Here is a 16,313-nt window from a genome sequence, read left to right on the forward strand (position 1 = left end):
AACCGGCGAGACCCGGCTGAGTTCCGGCCCTTTCGGTCCGATCGCGAATTTACTGCGCGCAGGCCCGATCGGTCACTTCGCGTCGAACAGCGTCGTCGCGGGTCGCCCGACCGGCGCGGTCTCCGCCGCGGGTATGCGCGCGTCGAGCGGCGCCAGCCAGCGCTTGGCATCGACCCCGATCTCGATCTGCGGCGCCGACGGAGCGAGTCCGCTCGCGCCTTCCCATGTCGCGATCAGCGACACCGCCTCGGAATTGGCGTCGCTCAGCGACTGGCGCTTGCGCAGCGCATGGTTGATCAGCGCATCGCCGAAAAAGGTCCAGTCGCTGTCGGCGTGACAGCCGAACGAGGTGCGATCGGCCGCGGCGGCGGTGATCACGACGCTGTCGTCGCTCGCCAGCATCGGCACGAACACCCCGGCATAACAGGCGCCGACCATCACCAGCCGCCGCGCGATGCCGAGCGATTCGAGCATGTCGGCAAGCCGCACCGGCGAGATCGCGCCATAGCCCTGGTCGCCGTCATTATAGACGATGCCGAGCGGTACGCCGTGGCTCGTGACGTAGAGGATCAGCACATCCTCCTTGCGGTCCATCACTTCGGCAACGCGCGCGAGCACCGCCGCCAGCGCCTCGGGCGAACCACGCGGCAGGTCGCTCGGTGCATGACCGTCGCTGCTGGCGAGTACGATCGTCCGCCCCGCCGCGCCATAGCGCCGCGACAGCACCCGCCCCGCCTCGCGCGCTTCGCGCCCGAACACCGGATCGCTGTCGAGCCCGACCGCGACGACATAGGCGTCGATCACCCCCGGCCGCTGCGGCGCGAGACCGGCGAGCGCGCGGTCGAGCCGGCGATGCTCGGCGAGGATCGCTTGCGGGGTGCGATCGCGCTCGATCGTGATGCCGGCATTGGCCTGGACGACCACGTCCTCGTCACTCTGTCCGATCAGCGGGGGCGGCAGCGTATGGCGCGGGGGATCATAGGGTTGCGCACAGGCGATCGGGCTGACTGAGGCAAGCCAAGCGAGGACGATCGCCCACGTGATCCGTAGCATGTTCGTTCCTCGAGTGCCCACAAGGCCAGTCTGTGCGATGTGATCGGCCTGTCAAGCTGGCGCAAAAGCCCACCGATTGCGAGATCAAGAGGCATGTTCGAGTTCGACCCCCGCCAAGAGCGAAGCGAACAAGATCAAACACCTTCTCGATTGTGTTGAGGCTTAAGCGCTATGGGGGTGATGAACACCTGACCACTCTGGGCGTGGTGGACTATCGCGGATAAGCGCGACATCTTTCCCTCGGAACCATTGACCATCGCCGCTGGACGGCAACCGCGAGGATATCGATCATCTGATCGCTTGGGCGGCAGCACAGCGGGCCGCTCCACCGAAGCCGTAACCGACCACCCTACAAAACTATCGCGCGTGGACCCGACAGCGCGCCCGCACCGTATCCACCAGCGTATCGAAATCATATTCGCTCGGTAGCATCGAGCAGGCAATGGTGAACTTGCCACGCGGGTGCCGGAGTTCGAGAAAGCGATGCGACCGGATCTGCGTCAGCCGCAGGCCGCTAATCTCGGCATAGCGGACGGTCTCGACGGTACGGCTGAACCCGCTCTTGGGCGCAGAAATGGCATGCCGGTCGAGGACGACTTGCACAGCCGGGCCGAACGACCGTGCGAGCCCTGCCAAGGCGATGAACAGTCCGACGGCAAAAGTGCCGGCAACTGCCCATTGAAACACCGTCGCCGCGCCGCGGTCGAGCCGGATCAGGCCATCGATGATCATCCCGCGATCGTTATCGAGCGCGAACTTCGCCATCAGCACCGCCGACCCGGCGCAGAAGGCGGCGGCGAGCGCGAACCGCAGCGTATTCGGTTGGTAGTCGTACCGAATCGTGTCCACGGCGCGCGCCCGCTTTTCGCTCAGTAAACCCGCTTCTTCGGCTTGATATACTCGGCCTCTTCGGTGAGCGTGTAATCGTGGACCGGGCGATAGCCGATCTCGACCTTGCCGCCGACGCCGCCCCAGCCCGTGAAGGTCGCGGTGGTGTGCTTCATCCAGTTCGCGTCGTCGCGGTCGGGATGATCCTCGTTGACGTGCGCGCCGCGCGATTCCTTGCGGTTCTCGGCCGACTGCATCGTCACCATCGCCTGCGCGAGCAGATTGTCGAGCTCGAGCGTCTCGACCAGATCGGTGTTCCAGATCAGCGAGCGATCCTTGACCGCGACGTCCGCCAGCTTGGCATAGGTCGCCTTGATCTGCGCGACGCCCTCGGTCAGCAGCTCGTTGTCGCGGAACACCGCGCAATTCTTCTGCATCGTGCGCTGCATCTCGACGCGGATCTCCGCGGTCGGGATCGTGCCGGTCGCATTGCGGAACCGGTCGAGCCGGGCGAGCGACAGCTCTTCCGAACCCTTGGGCAGCGGCTGGTGCGGCGTGTTGGGCTTCAACGTGTCCTTGATCCGCAAGCCCGTCGCGCGGCCGAACACCACGAGATCGATCAGCGAGTTCGAGCCCAGGCGGTTTGCGCCATGGACCGAGACGCATGCCGCCTCACCCACCGCGAACAGGCCGGGGACGACCGCATCCGGGTTGCCGTCCTTCAGATGGACGACCTCGCCGTGATAGTTGGTCGGGATACCGCCCATGTTGTAATGCACAGTCGGCGTGACAGGCAGCGGCTGGCGCGTCAGGTCGACGCCGGCGAAGATCTTGCCGGTCTCGGTGATGCCCGGCAGGCGCTCGGCGAGCACCTTGGGGTCGATATGGTCGAGATGGAGCCAGATATGGTCGCCATTCTTGCCGACGCCGCGGCCCTCGCGCATTTCAAGCGCCATCGAGCGCGACACGACGTCACGCGACGCCAGGTCCTTCGCGCTAGGAGCATAGCGCTCCATGAAGCGCTCGCCCTCGGAGTTGGTGAGATAGCCGCCCTCGCCGCGCGCGCCCTCGGTGATGAGCACGCCCGCACCGTAGATGCCGGTCGGGTGGAACTGCACGAACTCCATGTCCTGCAACGGGAGCCCTGCGCGCAGCACCATCGCATTGCCGTCGCCGGTGCAGGTATGCGCCGAGGTTGCCGAATAATAGGTCCGGCCATAGCCGCCCGTCGCGAGCACGACGTTGTGCGCGCGGAAGCGGTGGATCGAGCCGTCGTCCATGCACAGCGCGATCACGCCGCGGCACACGCCGTCTTCCATGATCAGGTCGAGCGCGAAATATTCGATGTAGAAGTCGGCGTCATACTTCAGGCTCTGCTGGTAGAGCGCGTGGAGCATGGCGTGGCCGGTACGATCGGCGGCAGCGGCGGTGCGCTGGACCGGAGGCCCCTCGCCCATGTTCTGCATGTGGCCGCCGAACGGACGCTGGTAGATCGTGCCATTCTCGTTGCGGCTGAACGGCACGCCGGCATGCTCGAGCTCGTAAACGGCCGCCGGTGCTTCGCGCACCATATACTCGATCGCGTCCTGGTCGCCGAGCCAGTCCGAACCCTTGACGGTGTCGAACATGTGCCACGTCCAATGGTCGGGCGAATTGTTGCCGAGCGACGCGGCGATGCCGCCCTGCGCAGCGACGGTGTGCGAGCGCGTCGGGAACACCTTGGTGATGCACGCGGTCTTGAGACCCGTCTCGGCGATGCCCATCGTGGCGCGAAGCCCCGAGCCGCCGGCACCCACGACGACAGCGTCATAGGTATGGTCGATGATCTTATATGCCTCAGACATGCGGCACTCCGGTGGTGGCGGTGAAGGCGACCTTGAGGATCGCGAAAAGGGCGATGGCGCCGCTGCCGAAGGTGAAGAAGTTGAGCAGCAGCATCAAAGCGACCCGGCTGGCGCCGTGCTGATAATCCTCGATCAGCACCTGCAGCCCGAGCCGGAAGTGATAGAAGACCGAAAGGACCAGCAGCACGAGCGGGATCGCCGCCCAGGGCGAACCGAGCCAGGTGTGGACCGTGTCGAAATCATAGGCCGGCAGGCGGACGAGCGCGACGAAGAACCAGAGCGTGAGGAACAGGTTCGATCCGGCGGTGACGCGCTGCGCCCACCAATGGTGCGCGCCTTCCTTGGCGCTGCCGAGACCGCGGACGCGGCCGAGTTCGGTTCCGTTACCCATCTTACTTGACCCCCAGGATATAGGCCCAGACGAGCACCGTCGCCACCACCGCGAAGACCATCGTCGCGATCGAACCCGCGCGGTTGACCTTCAGCTCGTAGCCGGCGCCGGCATCGAGGAAGAAGTGGCGGATGCCCGTTGCCATATGCTGAAAGAAGCACAGCGTCATGCCGATCCCGAACAGATAGCCGAGCGCGCCGCCGGCGACTTCGCCGAACACGTGGTAGAAGGTGTGATAGCTCTCGCGCCCGGCCGCGATCGCGGCGAGCCACCAGACGAGCACGACCGTACCGACGGTCGCCATGCCGTCGCCGGTGATGCGGTGCAGGATCGAGACCACCATGTGCGGACCGGGTTTCCAGATCGACAGATGCGGACTGAGCGGTCGGGCGCGGGGTGTTGGGCTGGCCAAGGCTAGGACGTCCTCGTCATATTGGGTTGTCGCTCTCTTAGTCGGCAAGTCGCGCGATGCAAGGTTTCTGGCATGCCACGCAGCTGCAGCAATTGCAGCTGGGCACTTTGCCCCAGGGGCTACCTAGGGCTTACTGGGCGTTAACCAAATGGCGGTAAGCCATCCGATGACCGCCGGCCTGTAGCGTACAGCCCTTGGCCGCGGCAGATTCGGAGCTTCGCCTTGAACGCCACTGTTATGCCTGCCCCCGGAACGGTCGCCGCGACCATCGATATCCGGGCGCGCCTGCGCGCCTTCGATTTCGACAATACGCTGGAAGCCGCCGCCCGCACGGTCTGGAGCGTGCTCGAACCCGACGCCGCCGAGATCGCGCTCGCCTTCTGGGCGCAATGGCGCCGCGCGAGCCCGGGCGAGAAGAGCTGGCAGCCGCATGAGGAGGCCAAGATGATCGAGCTCGGCGTCACCTACCTGCGCAACCGTTTCTGCGATGTGTCCGGCCGCGCCTGGATCGAGTCGATGGAGCGCTCGGTCGCCTCGGGCTATAAAGAAGGCGTATCGACGATGGCATTGCTGTCGATGACCTGCGCCAGCGACCGCGCGGCGCTCGACATCCTGTTCAAGCGCGTCAAGGGCGACGATCCGCGCCTGCCGGTGTTCATCGACACGCTGATGCGCCTCACCGGGCTCGAGGCCGAGATCACCGTCGAAATCTACAACGCCTTCCGCCTCAACAGCGCGCAGGGCGAGCGCGACCGACTCGCCACCGAATTCCGCGAGCGCATCGCCGCGACGGTCGAGGAAGCAACGCAGGAATCCGAAGTGCTGCGCGGCCAGTCGGTCCGAACCTCGACGTCCGCGCGCGGCATGCTCGGCAAGACGAGCGAAGTCGCTGCCGCCGCCGAACAGTCGGCGATGGCGATGCGCGAGGCCGCGCAGACCGCCGCGGGCCTGATCCGCGCGATCGAGGATGCGCGCAGCGAAGTCGAAGCCGCCGCCGAAATCGCCACGCGCGCCTCGACCCAGGCGAGCACCGCGGTCGGCATGTCGGAAACGCTCAGCGACCACGCGAAATCGATCGAATCGATCCTCGGCCTGATCCGCGACATCGCCGGCCAGACCAACCTGCTCGCGCTCAACGCCACGATCGAGGCGGCGCGCGCCGGCGATTCGGGGCGTGGCTTCGCCGTCGTCGCGCAGGAGGTGAAGAGCCTCGCCAACCAGACCGCGCGCGCGACCGACGACATCGCCGCCAAGATCGCCGCGATCCAGTCGGCAACGCGCTCGACCGTCGCGACCAATGCCTCGATCAAATCGACCGTCGCCGAGGTCCAGGAAAGCGCCAACCGCATCCGCTATGCGATGGAGGCGCAGGCGCACACCGTCACCGCGATCACCGCCGCGGTCGACGAGACCGCGCTCGCCGCCGATTCGATGTCGAACACCATCACCGCGATCCGCGAGGACACCGAATCGGTCGCCTCCGAGATCGACAGCGTCGGGCGCGGCTTCGATTCGCTCGACCACAAACTGGGTACACTAAAGAACCGTGCGAGCGACTTTGTCGCAAAAGTCGCGGCGTAAAACCGGGAATGAGGATATGAGATGGCAGTAAGCGAGGCGCCTGCGCGCGCGATTCCGGGTGGGTGGAGCGGCGAAAACCGCACCGCCGCCGCCCGCGTCGCGGATTACGACTGGGACGGCAGTGTGCATGCGTGCGCCGACGAGATCACCCAGGCGATCGCGGGCTACGAGGCCGAGATATCGCGCGCCTTCTGGGAGCATTATCTGTCGCTGCCGGTGACCGCGCATATCCGGGGGCATTTCACCGCGGACTATCTCGAGACCCGGATCGCCAACAGCGCGCGCTATACCCACATCAAATATGCCGCGCCCTATGCCGACGATTGGATGCGAATGGCGACGCGCCATGCCGCCGCCTCGCAAAAGGCCGGCGTGCCGTTGCAGGCGCTGCTCTCGTCGCTGAGCTTTGCGCATAGCCGCACGCTGATCGCGATCGAGGCGAAGCTCGGCAGCGGCTCGGCGCGCCTGTGTGCGCTCGCTGATTGCGTCCAGCGGCTCGGTCTGGTCGAGGCCGACGTGATGGCGTCGTATCTCGGCACGTACGATGCCGAACGCGCGCGCGCCGAACGCCGCACGCGCTCGGCCGATTTCAGCGCGACGATCGCCAGTTCGATCGAGGGCGCCGCCACGCTCGGCAACCGCATCCGCGTCCAGGCGCAAGGCGCGTCGCGCGCGGCGCGCGGGATGCTCGGCCAGACGAGCGAAGTCGCCGCCGCCGCCGAACAATCGGCGATGGCGATGCGCGAGGCGGCGCAGACCGCCGCCGGGCTGATCCGCGCGATCGAGGGCGCGCGCGGCGAAGTCGAAGCCGCCGCGGAAATCGCGACGCGCGCCTCGACCCAGGCAAGCACCGCGGTCTGCATGTCCGAGACGCTCAGCGACCATGCCAAGTCGATCGAATCGATCCTCGGGCTGATCCGCGACATTGCCGGGCAGACCAACCTGCTCGCACTCAATGCGACGATCGAGGCGGCACGCGCGGGCGATGCCGGCCGCGGTTTCGCGGTGGTCGCGCAGGAAGTGAAGTCGCTCGCGAACCAGACCGCCCGCGCGACCGACGACATCGCCGCCAAGATCGCCGCGATCCAGTCGGCGACGCGCTCGACCGTTGAGACCAACGCCTCGATCAAGGCGACCGTCGCCGAGGTCCAGGAAAGCGCCAACCGCATCCGCTATGCGATGCAGGCGCAGGCACAGACCGTCACCGCGATCACCGCGGCGGTCGACGAGACCGCGCTCGCCGCCGATTCGATGTCGGGCACGATCACCGCGATCCGCGCCGGCACCGAACATGTTGCGGGCGAGATCGACACGCTCGAACGCAATTTCGGCGATGTCGACGATCAGTTGAACGAACTCAAAGGCGCCGCCGACACCTTCTCGGCCAGCGTCGCGGCCTGACTCCCTCCCCCTTCTTCTCCCCTCCCTGGAAGGGAGGGGCCGGGGGTGGGTCGGCCCGTGGCGGCGTCAGCCCTCTCCCTAGGCCGACCCACCCCTCAATCCCCTCCCTTTCAGGGAGGGGAGGCAGGTAGCGCGTGCGGACACGTCCCGCTAAGCTAAGCCATGACCAACATCCTCATCACCGGTTCCTCACGCGGGATAGGTGCCGCCACGCTCACGGCGCTCGAAGCCGCCGGCGCCACCGTCATCGGCCACGGCACCCGCTCGGGCATCCCCGCCGACTTCGCCGACCCGGCCGCGCCGCGCGCCCTGTGGGACGCAGCGCTCGAGCGCTGCGACGGGCGGATCGACGTGCTGATCAACAATGCCGGCGTGTTCGAGGCCAATCCGATCGATTCCGACGATGCCGCCTGGCTCGAGCAATGGGAGCGCACGCTGCGGATCAACCTGACCGCCTCGGCCGAACTGTGCCGCTTCGCCGTGCGCCACTGGCAGGAGCGCGCATCCGGCGGACGGATCGTCAACATCGCCAGCCGCGCCGCCTATCGCGGCGATTCGCCGGCGCACTGGCACTATGCCGCGTCCAAGGCGGGGATGGTGGCGATGACCAAGTCGATCGCGCGCGGCTACGCCCGCGACGGGATTCTGGCGTTCGCGATCTGCCCCGGCTTCACGATGACCGGAATGGCCGAGGACTATCTCGAAAGCCGCGGCGGCGACGCGCTGCTCGCCGACATCCCGCTCGGCCGCGTCGCCGCGCCAGAAGAAGTGGCGGAGGCCGCACGCTTCCTCGCGCTCACTGCCCCGCCCTCGATGACCGGCGCGGTGCTCGACATCAACGGCGCGAGCTACGTGCGCTAGCCGAGCAGCCGGCGCACAGCGGCTTCGAGGGAATGGCATGAAAGTGACGGGCACGATCGCCGCCGGGGAAAGCACGAGTGCCCTCGCCCATATCAAGGGCCGCCGCGGGATCTCCCCGCGGCAGACCAAACTCGTCCTGCTGGTCTGCATGGCGGCGGTCGGTATCCCCGTCGGCGCATGGACCGGAGGCGCCTGGACCGCGGGGACGATCACGGCGGCCGCGATCACGGTCGAGTTCGCCTTCCTCGGCCTCGCTCTGGGCGCGTTCATCATCGGCCGGCTGGCGGGGCCTTCACTGCGCAACGCGCTCGCCAGGCGCGGTCAGGCGTACGAGCAGCCCCTTACCTTCGAGCTCACGCCGGAAAGCCTGGTCTACAATCTCGCCGACGTCACGATGGCGGCGCGCTGGTCTTGCGTCACGGATCTCTATCAAACCCGCAGATACTGGGTCTTTCTCGTCCAAAGCAGCGCGATGGTCCTCCCGCGCCGCTTCTTTGCCGATCGCGCGGCCGAGCAGGATTTCATCGCAGCCGTCACGGCGCGCATGACGGCGGCAGCGCTGGCGAGAAGCCCGGACGCATCGCGGTTCGTCGCCGGAGCCTAGCGCAACGCGCGCAGCCGTTCGAGATCCTCGGGCCGGTCGATGTCGAGCAATTCCGCCTCGGGCGCGATGACATGGCGCCCGGCGCGGACCATCGCGCGCGCGCCTTCGTCGCCCGCCAATTCGAGCAGCGCCGGAAGCCGCCCCGCACCGAACAGCGCTGGCGGGCTCGTCTGGACGCCGTTGCTCGAGGCGATCACGGCATTCTCGCCAGCGCCATCGACCGCCTCGGCCAGGCGATAGATGTGCGACGCCGTGACGCGCGGCATGTCGGCAAGCACGATCACCGCGCCCGCGCAGCCGAGTTCGATCGCCGCGCGAACCCCCAGCTTGACCGACCCCGCCATCCCGTCGCCCGGGTCGTCATTCTGCAGCACGGTATAACCGCGGCTGGCGAAATCGAGCGCAGTGTTCGAACAGATCGCAAAGCGCGCCTTGAACGGCACATCCTCGAGCGCGGTGACGACATGGAAGGCGAGCGGCTTGCCGAGAAACGGCGCCTGCAACTTGTCGGCATCGCCGAACCGCTCGGACCGCCCCGCCGCCAGCAGGATCAGCACACACTCCTCGATCGCGATCATCTCGGGTCTCCGGCTCGGCAAGATGGGCATGGTCAGCGCTCAACGCACGCGCGCACCGCTATGCTCCGCAACGCGCTGCGCTTTCCAGGCTTTTCATGTGGCGCGCTATCGTCAAACTGTCATCGTCTTGCCCCATGCCGGCCGAGAGACGCTGCCAAGAGGATTTTCCGAAGATGACGCATTCGAGCACCGCCAAGGCGGCCCAGACAGTCGCGGCGCTGTGGCTGGCGCTGGCGTCGAGCGCGGCGATCGCGCAGACTGGCGCGATGCCCCATCCCGTGACCGTGCAGCCGCTCTCCCCGCCGATCGTCATCGCGCATCGCGGCGCGAGCGGGCTGCGGCCCGAGCATACGATCGCCTCCTACACGCTCGCGATCGAGCAGGGCGCCGATTTCATCGAGCCCGATCTCGTGCTGACCAAGGACGACGTCTTCGTCGCGCGCCACGAGAATGACATCATCGGCACCACCGATGTCGCCAAGCACCCCGAATTCGCCGCGCGCAAGACCACCAAGCTGATCGACGGCGAAAGCCATACCGGCTGGTTCACCGAGGATTTCACGCTCGCCGAGTTGAAGACGCTGCGCGCGGTCGAGCGGCTGCCCAAGCTGCGCCCCGACAACACCAAATATGACGGCCAGTTCGAAGTTCCCACGCTCGCCGAGGTGATTGCGCTCGCAAAACAGCATTCGGTCGGCGGGCGCGTCGTCGGCATCTATCCCGAGACCAAGCATCCGAGCTATTTCGCGAGCATCGGCCATCCGATGGAAGCGCGGCTCGTCGCGCAGCTCAAGGCCGCAGGCTGGGACAAGCCAAGCGACCCGGTGTTCATCCAGTCGTTCGAGGTCGATAATCTCAAACGCATCCATGCGATGACCGGATTGCGGCTGATCCAGCTAATGGATGCGAATGGCGGCCCCGCCGACCATGCCGCGCCGAGCTATGCCGCGATGGTGACGCCCGAGGGGCTCAAGGCGGTCGCAAAATACGCATATGGCATCGGCCCCGGCCTCGCGATGATCGAGAATGGCGATGCACCGCCGACCACCCTGGTCGCCGATGCGCATACCGCAGGGCTGCGGCTCCACCCCTGGACCTTCCGCGCCGAGAACATCTTCCTGCCGCCGAGCCTGCAGAACGGCACAGATCCCGCCGCGCACGGCAGGATCGAAGATGCCATGCGGCGCTATCTCGCGCTCGGAATCGACGGCTTCTTTACCGATTTTCCAGGGATTGGCGTAAAGGTGCGCAACGCCCTAAAGGAAAAATGATGAAGTACCGCCCCCTGATCGCTGCCGCCTTGCTCCCGCTGCTGATGGGCGGCTGCGTCCGAACCGCCGCCAGCATCGTCACCTTCCCGGTCAAGGCCGCGAGCAAGACGGTCGACTGGACGACGACCAGCCAGTCCGAATCGGACCGCAATTACGGCCGCAAGATGCGCAAGCAGGAGGCGCGCGAAGGCGCCGAGCGCAAGCGCTGGGCGCAGGAATGCCGCAAGCAGCAGCGCCCAGACTGCAATCGCTACGACGGGTATCAGGCGGGGCGCTGAGCCCCTTTCGTCACCCCGGCCGTGTGCCGGGGTCCACCGGCCCGCACATCCTGCCCGCGTAGCACGCGCGGCACGGTAGGCCCCGGCACCAGGCCGGGGTGACGGTCGGCAAGACCCTTCGCTCAGGCCTCAGTGCCGCCCAGCACCTGCGCCACCGCGAGCAACACCGCCGGCCGCACCTGCACGCCGACATGGCTGCTGCGCACCTCGACCGATCGCCCGTCGGCGTCGTGGCAGATCATCCCGTTGACCAATCCATCACTGCGGCTCCAGATCGCGGTGCTCGGCACCGGCGGAGCCTGCGCGACGAGCGCGCTGTGCGCGACGATCTCGGGCGCATCGATCCGGTCGCCGGTGAAGAATTCGAACGCGCGCCAGACATTGGTCGCGCGCGGGCTGCCAGCATAAGGCGAGCTGATCGTCACCACTTCGCGCACCAGCTCAGGCCAGCGATGCGCCGCAAAGCGCGCCATGATCCCGCCGAGACTGACGCCGACCAACGTCACCGGCTCGCCACTCGCCGCAGCCAGCGCCGCGATCCGGTCATGCAGCCGCTCGCCATCCACGCCGATCGTCCGCGCACCGAGGTTACGCCCGAGCCCCCAGCCCTCGGCGCGATAGCCGAGCGAGACGAGATAGCGCTGCAGGAACACCCCCGACAGATCGCTGTTGAACAGCCCCGGCAGCAGCAGCACCGGCCGCCCATCGCCGCGCGGCCCCGTGGCGAGCAACGCACGCGCGCCGAGCAAAGACGCCAGCCCCCACGCCCCGCGCGGCACTTCGAGCGCGAGCAGCGCCTTCGACGGCGCCTTCATGTCGCGTCTCGCGGGGGCGCGAACCAGCCGAGCACGGTCACCGGAAACGGCGTCCACGCCCCGATCCGCACCCCGGCGGCGCGCAGAGCGTCCCCCGTCCAGGCGTTACACGTTTCGATCGCGCTGTAGCGCCCGCGCGCCTGGTAGAAGGCGTCATTGCCGCCATAGCCGGTGCGGTGCCACGCCTGCCGCCCCGCAAAGCTCGCGCGGATGAATGCCGCGAGCCGGCGATATTCGTCGGGCCGCAGCACCACCTCGCGCGCATCGGCGGCCGCGGCGGGCGGCGCGATATGCTCGACATGCAGCACGGTGCGATCGCTGCCGAACGCGGCACGCAGCACTGTCAGCGGCTTCACGTCGCTCCAGCGCGGCGTCTCGAGATAGAAGGTCCGCTCGCCCCAGCCAATCGCGACGTGATCGAAACCCGCATAGCGCGGATCGGCAAGATCACTGCCGGGCAACAGATCGCGCCAATCGACCCCGGCCGCGACCTTGGGCAGCACCAGGTCGGTATGCACGCCATTGCTCTCGACCAGGATCCGCACGCCATCGCGCGGCTGGCTCCAGCCGGCATTGCTCGGCACCGCACCGCCCGCCATCCCCGCCGCACCATAAGCGACGAGCCCTACGGCGACCCCGCCAAGCACGCTCCCTGCCCGCCCAAGAATTCGTTTCATCCGTAAGCATTCCAGACCCGCGGTGGCTGTGATACCCTGTCGCGATGACCGATGATACGCACGTTCTCGACCGCCCCCCGCCCGGAGCGTCCGCCGATTGGACGATCCCGCAGGACTGGGCGCATTTCAGCCAGGAAGAACACCACGTCTGGGACACCTTGTTCGCGCGCCAGGCAAAACTGCTGCCCGGTCGCGCATCGGACGCCTATTTGCGCGGGCTAGATGTACTCAAGCTGTCTAAACCGGGGATTCCCGATTTCGAGGAATTGTCCGACCGGCTGATGAAGCTCACCGGCTGGCAGGTCGTCGCGGTACCCGGGCTCGTTCCCGACGACGTGTTCTTCGACCATATGGCCAACCGCCGCTTCGTCGCGGGCAATTTCATCCGCCGCGCGGACCAGCTCGACTATCTCCAGGAACCCGACGTGTTCCACGACGTGTTCGGGCATGTCCCGATGCTCGCCGACCCGGTGTTCGCGGATTATCTCGCGGCATACGGCCGCGGCGGGCAGCGCGCGCAAGGGCTGGATGCGCTGAAATATCTCGGGCGGCTGTATTGGTACACGGTCGAATTCGGCCTCGTCGCCGAGCCCGAAGGCTTGCGGCTGTATGGCGCGGGGATCGTGTCGAGCTTCGCCGAGAGCCGGTTCGCGCTCGACGATCCGAGCCCCAACCGGATCGCGTTCGATCTCGAGCGTGTAATGCGCACCGAATACCGGATCGACGATTTCCAGCAGAATTACTTCGTCATCCCGAGCTTCGAGGAATTGCTGCGCGTGACAGTCGAGACCGATTTCGCGCCGCTCTACGCCAAGCTCGCCGAAATGCCTGACGTGCCGGTCGCCAAAATCCTGCCCGACGACACGCTGCTGACGCGCGGGTCGCAGGCCTATGCACTGGAGAAGGCACAGTGAGCCGCGCCGAACGCGAGCGCTGGGCGATGGCTGAGGAACAGTGGCCGACGCTGCAGGCCTTCATGACCGAGCGGCTCCATGTCTTCGGCCATTTGAAGGCGCTGCATGCCGAGATCGCCGAGGCCCTGCAACAGCTGAGCTTCGACGAGCGCGCGACGATGGCGAGCGAATGCCGCGATTTCCTCCAGACTTTCAAGACGCGCTACGACGACCGCGAATTCCTGCGCGACGGCTTCGGCGTGCGCGGCGAGCTGCCGATCGACGATCGCGGGCGCAGCCAGGCCGGGCTGACGCGCGCCAAAGTCGTCTACGATTCGCTGCTCGCCTCGCTCCGGCGCGAAAAGGCCGAGTGGCAGCCGACCTGACGGGTCGCTAGAGATCGAGCGCCCAGCCGTCGCGTCCCTTCGGATCGATCGGCTTGGTCGGCACATAGCGCACCGCGCCTGCCGTCAGCTGCAGGATCGTCCAGTCGCCGCGCCGGTCGGTTTCCGCCAGCGTGCAACCGCAACCGGCGAACGCCGCGACGACGTCGGCGCGCTGCGTTTCGAGCAGCCCCGCGAGCACGATCGTCGCACCGGGCGCGGCGATCGCGGCGAGCTCGGGCGCCATCGAGACGAGCGGTCCGGCGAGGATGTTGGCGATCACCAGATCATACGGCGCACGCGCGGTGATCGTGTCGTCGAGCGCACCATCGGCGACGATCAGCGCGATCCCGTCGAGCGCGTTCAGTTCGGCATTCTCGCGCGTGACGATGATCGCGCGCGGGTCGATATCGGTCGCGACGATCTCGGCCGCCGGCCACAAATGCTGCGCAGCAAAGGCGAGCAGCCCGGTCCCGGTGCCAATGTCGATGATCCGCGTAAACGACTGGTCGGCGAGCCGATCGAGCATCGCGAGGCAGCCCGAGGTGGTCGCGTGATGCCCGGTCCCGAACGCCTGCCCCGCCTCGATCAGGAAGGCGCGCCCGCCTTCTGGCGCGGCGACGGGATGCGCGCTGGTATGGACGACGAAGCGCCCCTCGGCGATCGGCTCGAGCCCGTCCTGGCTGAGCGTCACCCAATCCTCGTCGGGGAGTTCTTCGACCACCGGCGCCACGTCGCCCGCACTCGGCGCGAGCAGGCGGATCGCGGCGATCGCCTCGGGCGTCGGCGCAACCTCGAGATAGGCGTCGAGCCGCCAATGCTCGCGATCGTCCTCTTCGAGTTCGGTCGTCATCAACACCATGCCCTCGGCGGCATCATCGGCGGCATCGATCGCCTCGGCCTCGGCGCGGGTGCAGGGGAGCGTCACTTTCCAGCTGGTCATAGCCACCTCCTGCCCGCCGCCCTCTTTGGGCGCAAGCCGGCATAACACCGTCTGCCGATTGTCGCGCGCGCCGCACGCAACCCGACTCCCCTCCCTGGAAGAGCGTCGGGTGAACAGCGCCCCGCGCTGTTCAGGTCACGCCGGGGGCGTGAGCGACCCGACGCTGGGCTGGGGGTGGGTCGGCCCGTGGCGAGGTCAGCGGCAGCGTTAGGCCAACCCACCCCCGGCCCCTCCCTTCCAGGGAGGGGAGAATGCCTCGAACCTACATCCCGAGCCGCTATTCGTGGCGGAGCGCGTCGATCGGGTTGAGCGCGGCGGCGCGGCGCGCGGGGAAGTAGCCGAAGACGACGCCGATCAGCGCGGAAATGCCGAACGCGATCAAATTGATCCGCGGCACGAACAGGAAATCGACCTTCATCACCGGCGCGATCCCGAGGATCGCGAGCTGCGCGACGACCAGACCGATCAGCCCGCCGAGCATCGACAGCGCGATCGCCTCGACCAGGAACTGCATCAGCACCTCGCTCGCCACCGCGCCGATTGCCAGCCGGATACCGATCTCGCGCGTCCGCTCGGTCACCGACACCAGCATGATGTTCATGATCCCGATCCCGCCGACGATCAGGCTGATCGCCGCGACCGCGGTCACGATCCCGGTCAGCAGCGTCGTCGATTGCGTCAGCGTCGCCGAGATCTGGGCGGTATCGAAGATGTTGAAATCGTCGTCCTTGCCGCCGTTGATGTTGCGGCGTTCGCGTAAGAGATCCTCGATCGAGGATTGCACCGCCGCGCTCGAATAGGCCTGATCGACGCCGACCAGCATCAGCTTGAGGTCGGTCGTGCCGGTAAAGCGGCGCTGCACGGTCTTGAGCGGCATCAGGATGACGTCGTCCTGGTCGCCGCCGAAGCCGGCCTGGCCGCGCTTCGACAACAAGCCGATCACGTCGCACGAAATCCCCGCGATCCGCAGCCGCGTGCCGAGCGGCGAGGCGCCGCGATAGAGATTGGTGTTGACGGTATTGCCGATGATGCACACCGACTTGCCCGCCGCCTCCTCGGCCTCGGTGAAATAGCGCCCTTCGGCGAGCGGCCAGGGCTGGACCTGGAAATAGGCGTTGGTCGTGCCATTGACCGTGGTCGACCAGTTCGCGCCCTCATAGATCGCGGTGCCGCTGGTGGTCGCCTGTGCGGCGACCGCGGTGACGCCGGCGATCTGGTCGCGGACCGCGATCGCGTCGGCCGGCTTGAAGTCGGGCGGCCGCGGACCGCCGCCGCCGCGGCCGAAGCCCTGGCCGGGGCGCACCTGCAGGATGTTGGTGCCGAGCGCGGCGATCGATTTCTGCACCGCGGCGGTGGTCGCCTGGCCGAGCGTCACCATCGTCACCACCGCCGCGACACCGATGATGATGCCGAGCGTGGTGAGGAACGAGCGCAGCTTGTGGCGGGCGATCGAGCGCAGCGCGAGGAGGAGGGTTGTTCCGAACATCTACTTCTCCCCTC

The 16,313-nt window shown here is 67.2% G+C and carries 18 protein-coding genes; 8 read left to right on the forward strand and 10 right to left on the reverse strand.

Annotated features, from left to right (window positions below; translation table 11 throughout):
- Positions 1–72 precede the first annotated feature (72 nt).
- The 5 genes from EAH76_RS00345 to sdhC form a co-directional block, all read right to left on the reverse strand.
- Positions 73–1,053: a C13 family peptidase gene (locus EAH76_RS00345; RefSeq protein ID WP_140846639.1), complete on the reverse strand. Its 981-nt coding sequence runs from the start codon at positions 1,051–1,053 to the stop codon at positions 73–75.
- Between the two features lie 357 nt (positions 1,054–1,410).
- A complete protein-coding gene (locus tag EAH76_RS00350; RefSeq protein ID WP_140846641.1) occupies positions 1,411–1,902 on the reverse strand; it encodes a hypothetical protein in 492 nt (163 codons plus the stop codon).
- A 20-nt stretch (positions 1,903–1,922) separates the two neighbouring features.
- Complete coding sequence (sdhA, locus tag EAH76_RS00355) at positions 1,923–3,725, reverse strand: succinate dehydrogenase flavoprotein subunit (protein WP_140846643.1); 1,803 nt, start codon at positions 3,723–3,725, stop codon at positions 1,923–1,925.
- Positions 3,718–4,116, reverse strand: coding sequence for a succinate dehydrogenase, hydrophobic membrane anchor protein (gene sdhD / locus EAH76_RS00360; protein WP_140846645.1), 399 nt, complete (start codon positions 4,114–4,116; stop codon positions 3,718–3,720). Before sdhD ends, sdhA begins: the two co-directional genes overlap by 8 nt.
- Position 4,117: 1 nt before the next feature.
- Positions 4,118–4,528 (reverse strand): succinate dehydrogenase, cytochrome b556 subunit, encoded by a 411-nt coding sequence (gene sdhC / locus EAH76_RS00365; protein ID WP_140846646.1) that lies wholly within the window; start codon positions 4,526–4,528, stop codon positions 4,118–4,120.
- Positions 4,529–4,765: 237 nt separating this feature from the next.
- On the opposite strand from sdhC, the gene EAH76_RS00370 reads away from it, so the two are divergent.
- From EAH76_RS00370 to EAH76_RS00385, 4 genes are all read left to right on the forward strand, one after another.
- Positions 4,766–6,109: a methyl-accepting chemotaxis protein gene (locus tag EAH76_RS00370; protein ID WP_140848257.1), complete on the forward strand. Its 1,344-nt coding sequence runs from the start codon at positions 4,766–4,768 to the stop codon at positions 6,107–6,109.
- Positions 6,110–6,130: 21 nt separating this feature from the next.
- Positions 6,131–7,510, forward strand: a complete 1,380-nt coding sequence (locus tag EAH76_RS00375) for a methyl-accepting chemotaxis protein (protein ID WP_140846648.1) — start codon at positions 6,131–6,133, stop codon at positions 7,508–7,510.
- 162 nt (positions 7,511–7,672) lie between these two features.
- Positions 7,673–8,371, forward strand: coding sequence for an SDR family NAD(P)-dependent oxidoreductase (locus EAH76_RS00380; protein WP_140846650.1), 699 nt, complete (start codon positions 7,673–7,675; stop codon positions 8,369–8,371).
- 37 nt (positions 8,372–8,408) lie between these two features.
- Complete coding sequence (locus tag EAH76_RS00385) at positions 8,409–8,975, forward strand: YcxB family protein (protein WP_140846652.1); 567 nt, start codon at positions 8,409–8,411, stop codon at positions 8,973–8,975.
- On the opposite strand, the gene EAH76_RS00390 is transcribed toward EAH76_RS00385, so the two are convergent.
- Entirely contained in the window at positions 8,972–9,553 is a 582-nt protein-coding gene (locus EAH76_RS00390) for a nucleotidyltransferase family protein (RefSeq protein WP_140846655.1), read from the reverse strand. The genes EAH76_RS00385 and EAH76_RS00390 overlap by 4 nt on opposite strands.
- A 266-nt stretch (positions 9,554–9,819) precedes the next feature.
- Here EAH76_RS00390 and EAH76_RS00395 point away from each other — a divergent pair, with 266 nt between their 5' ends.
- Together EAH76_RS00395 and EAH76_RS00400 are read left to right on the forward strand one after the other, a co-directional pair.
- Positions 9,820–10,824 (forward strand): glycerophosphodiester phosphodiesterase, encoded by a 1,005-nt coding sequence (locus EAH76_RS00395; protein ID WP_140848259.1) that lies wholly within the window; start codon positions 9,820–9,822, stop codon positions 10,822–10,824.
- On the forward strand, positions 10,824–11,102 hold the full coding sequence (locus EAH76_RS00400) for a hypothetical protein (RefSeq protein ID WP_140846657.1): 279 nt from the start codon (positions 10,824–10,826) through the stop codon (positions 11,100–11,102). Before EAH76_RS00395 ends, EAH76_RS00400 begins: the two co-directional genes overlap by 1 nt.
- 122 nt (positions 11,103–11,224) lie before the next feature.
- Here EAH76_RS00400 and EAH76_RS00405 read toward each other — a convergent pair whose 3' ends face one another.
- Positions 11,225–11,917, reverse strand: coding sequence for an esterase/lipase family protein (locus EAH76_RS00405; RefSeq protein ID WP_140846659.1), 693 nt, complete (start codon positions 11,915–11,917; stop codon positions 11,225–11,227).
- Entirely contained in the window at positions 11,914–12,594 is a 681-nt protein-coding gene (locus EAH76_RS00410) for a TIGR02117 family protein (protein ID WP_140846661.1), read from the reverse strand. Before EAH76_RS00410 ends, EAH76_RS00405 begins: the two co-directional genes overlap by 4 nt.
- A 44-nt stretch (positions 12,595–12,638) precedes the next feature.
- Between EAH76_RS00410 and phhA the strand changes: the two genes are divergently transcribed.
- The gene (phhA, locus tag EAH76_RS00415) at positions 12,639–13,508 is read left to right on the forward strand and encodes a phenylalanine 4-monooxygenase (protein WP_140846663.1); all 870 of its coding nucleotides are present in this window, start codon (positions 12,639–12,641) and stop codon (positions 13,506–13,508) included.
- Positions 13,505–13,873 carry a hypothetical protein gene (locus EAH76_RS00420; RefSeq protein ID WP_140846665.1) on the forward strand — a complete coding sequence of 123 codons (369 nt, stop codon included), beginning with the start codon at positions 13,505–13,507 and terminating at the stop codon, positions 13,871–13,873. Before phhA ends, EAH76_RS00420 begins: the two co-directional genes overlap by 4 nt.
- Before the next feature lie 7 nt (positions 13,874–13,880).
- Here the strand turns inward: EAH76_RS00420 and EAH76_RS00425 are convergent, their stop codons facing one another.
- Both EAH76_RS00425 and EAH76_RS00430 read right to left on the reverse strand, forming a co-directional pair.
- Complete coding sequence (locus EAH76_RS00425) at positions 13,881–14,813, reverse strand: 50S ribosomal protein L11 methyltransferase (RefSeq protein ID WP_140846666.1); 933 nt, start codon at positions 14,811–14,813, stop codon at positions 13,881–13,883.
- A 277-nt stretch (positions 14,814–15,090) separates the two neighbouring features.
- A complete protein-coding gene (locus EAH76_RS00430) occupies positions 15,091–16,299 on the reverse strand; it encodes an ABC transporter permease (RefSeq protein WP_140846669.1) in 1,209 nt (402 codons plus the stop codon).
- Between the last annotated feature and the right edge of the window lie 14 nt (positions 16,300–16,313).

The organism is Sphingomonas glacialis (assembly GCF_006439055.1).
GTDB lineage: Bacteria > Pseudomonadota > Alphaproteobacteria > Sphingomonadales > Sphingomonadaceae > Sphingomonas > Sphingomonas glacialis_A.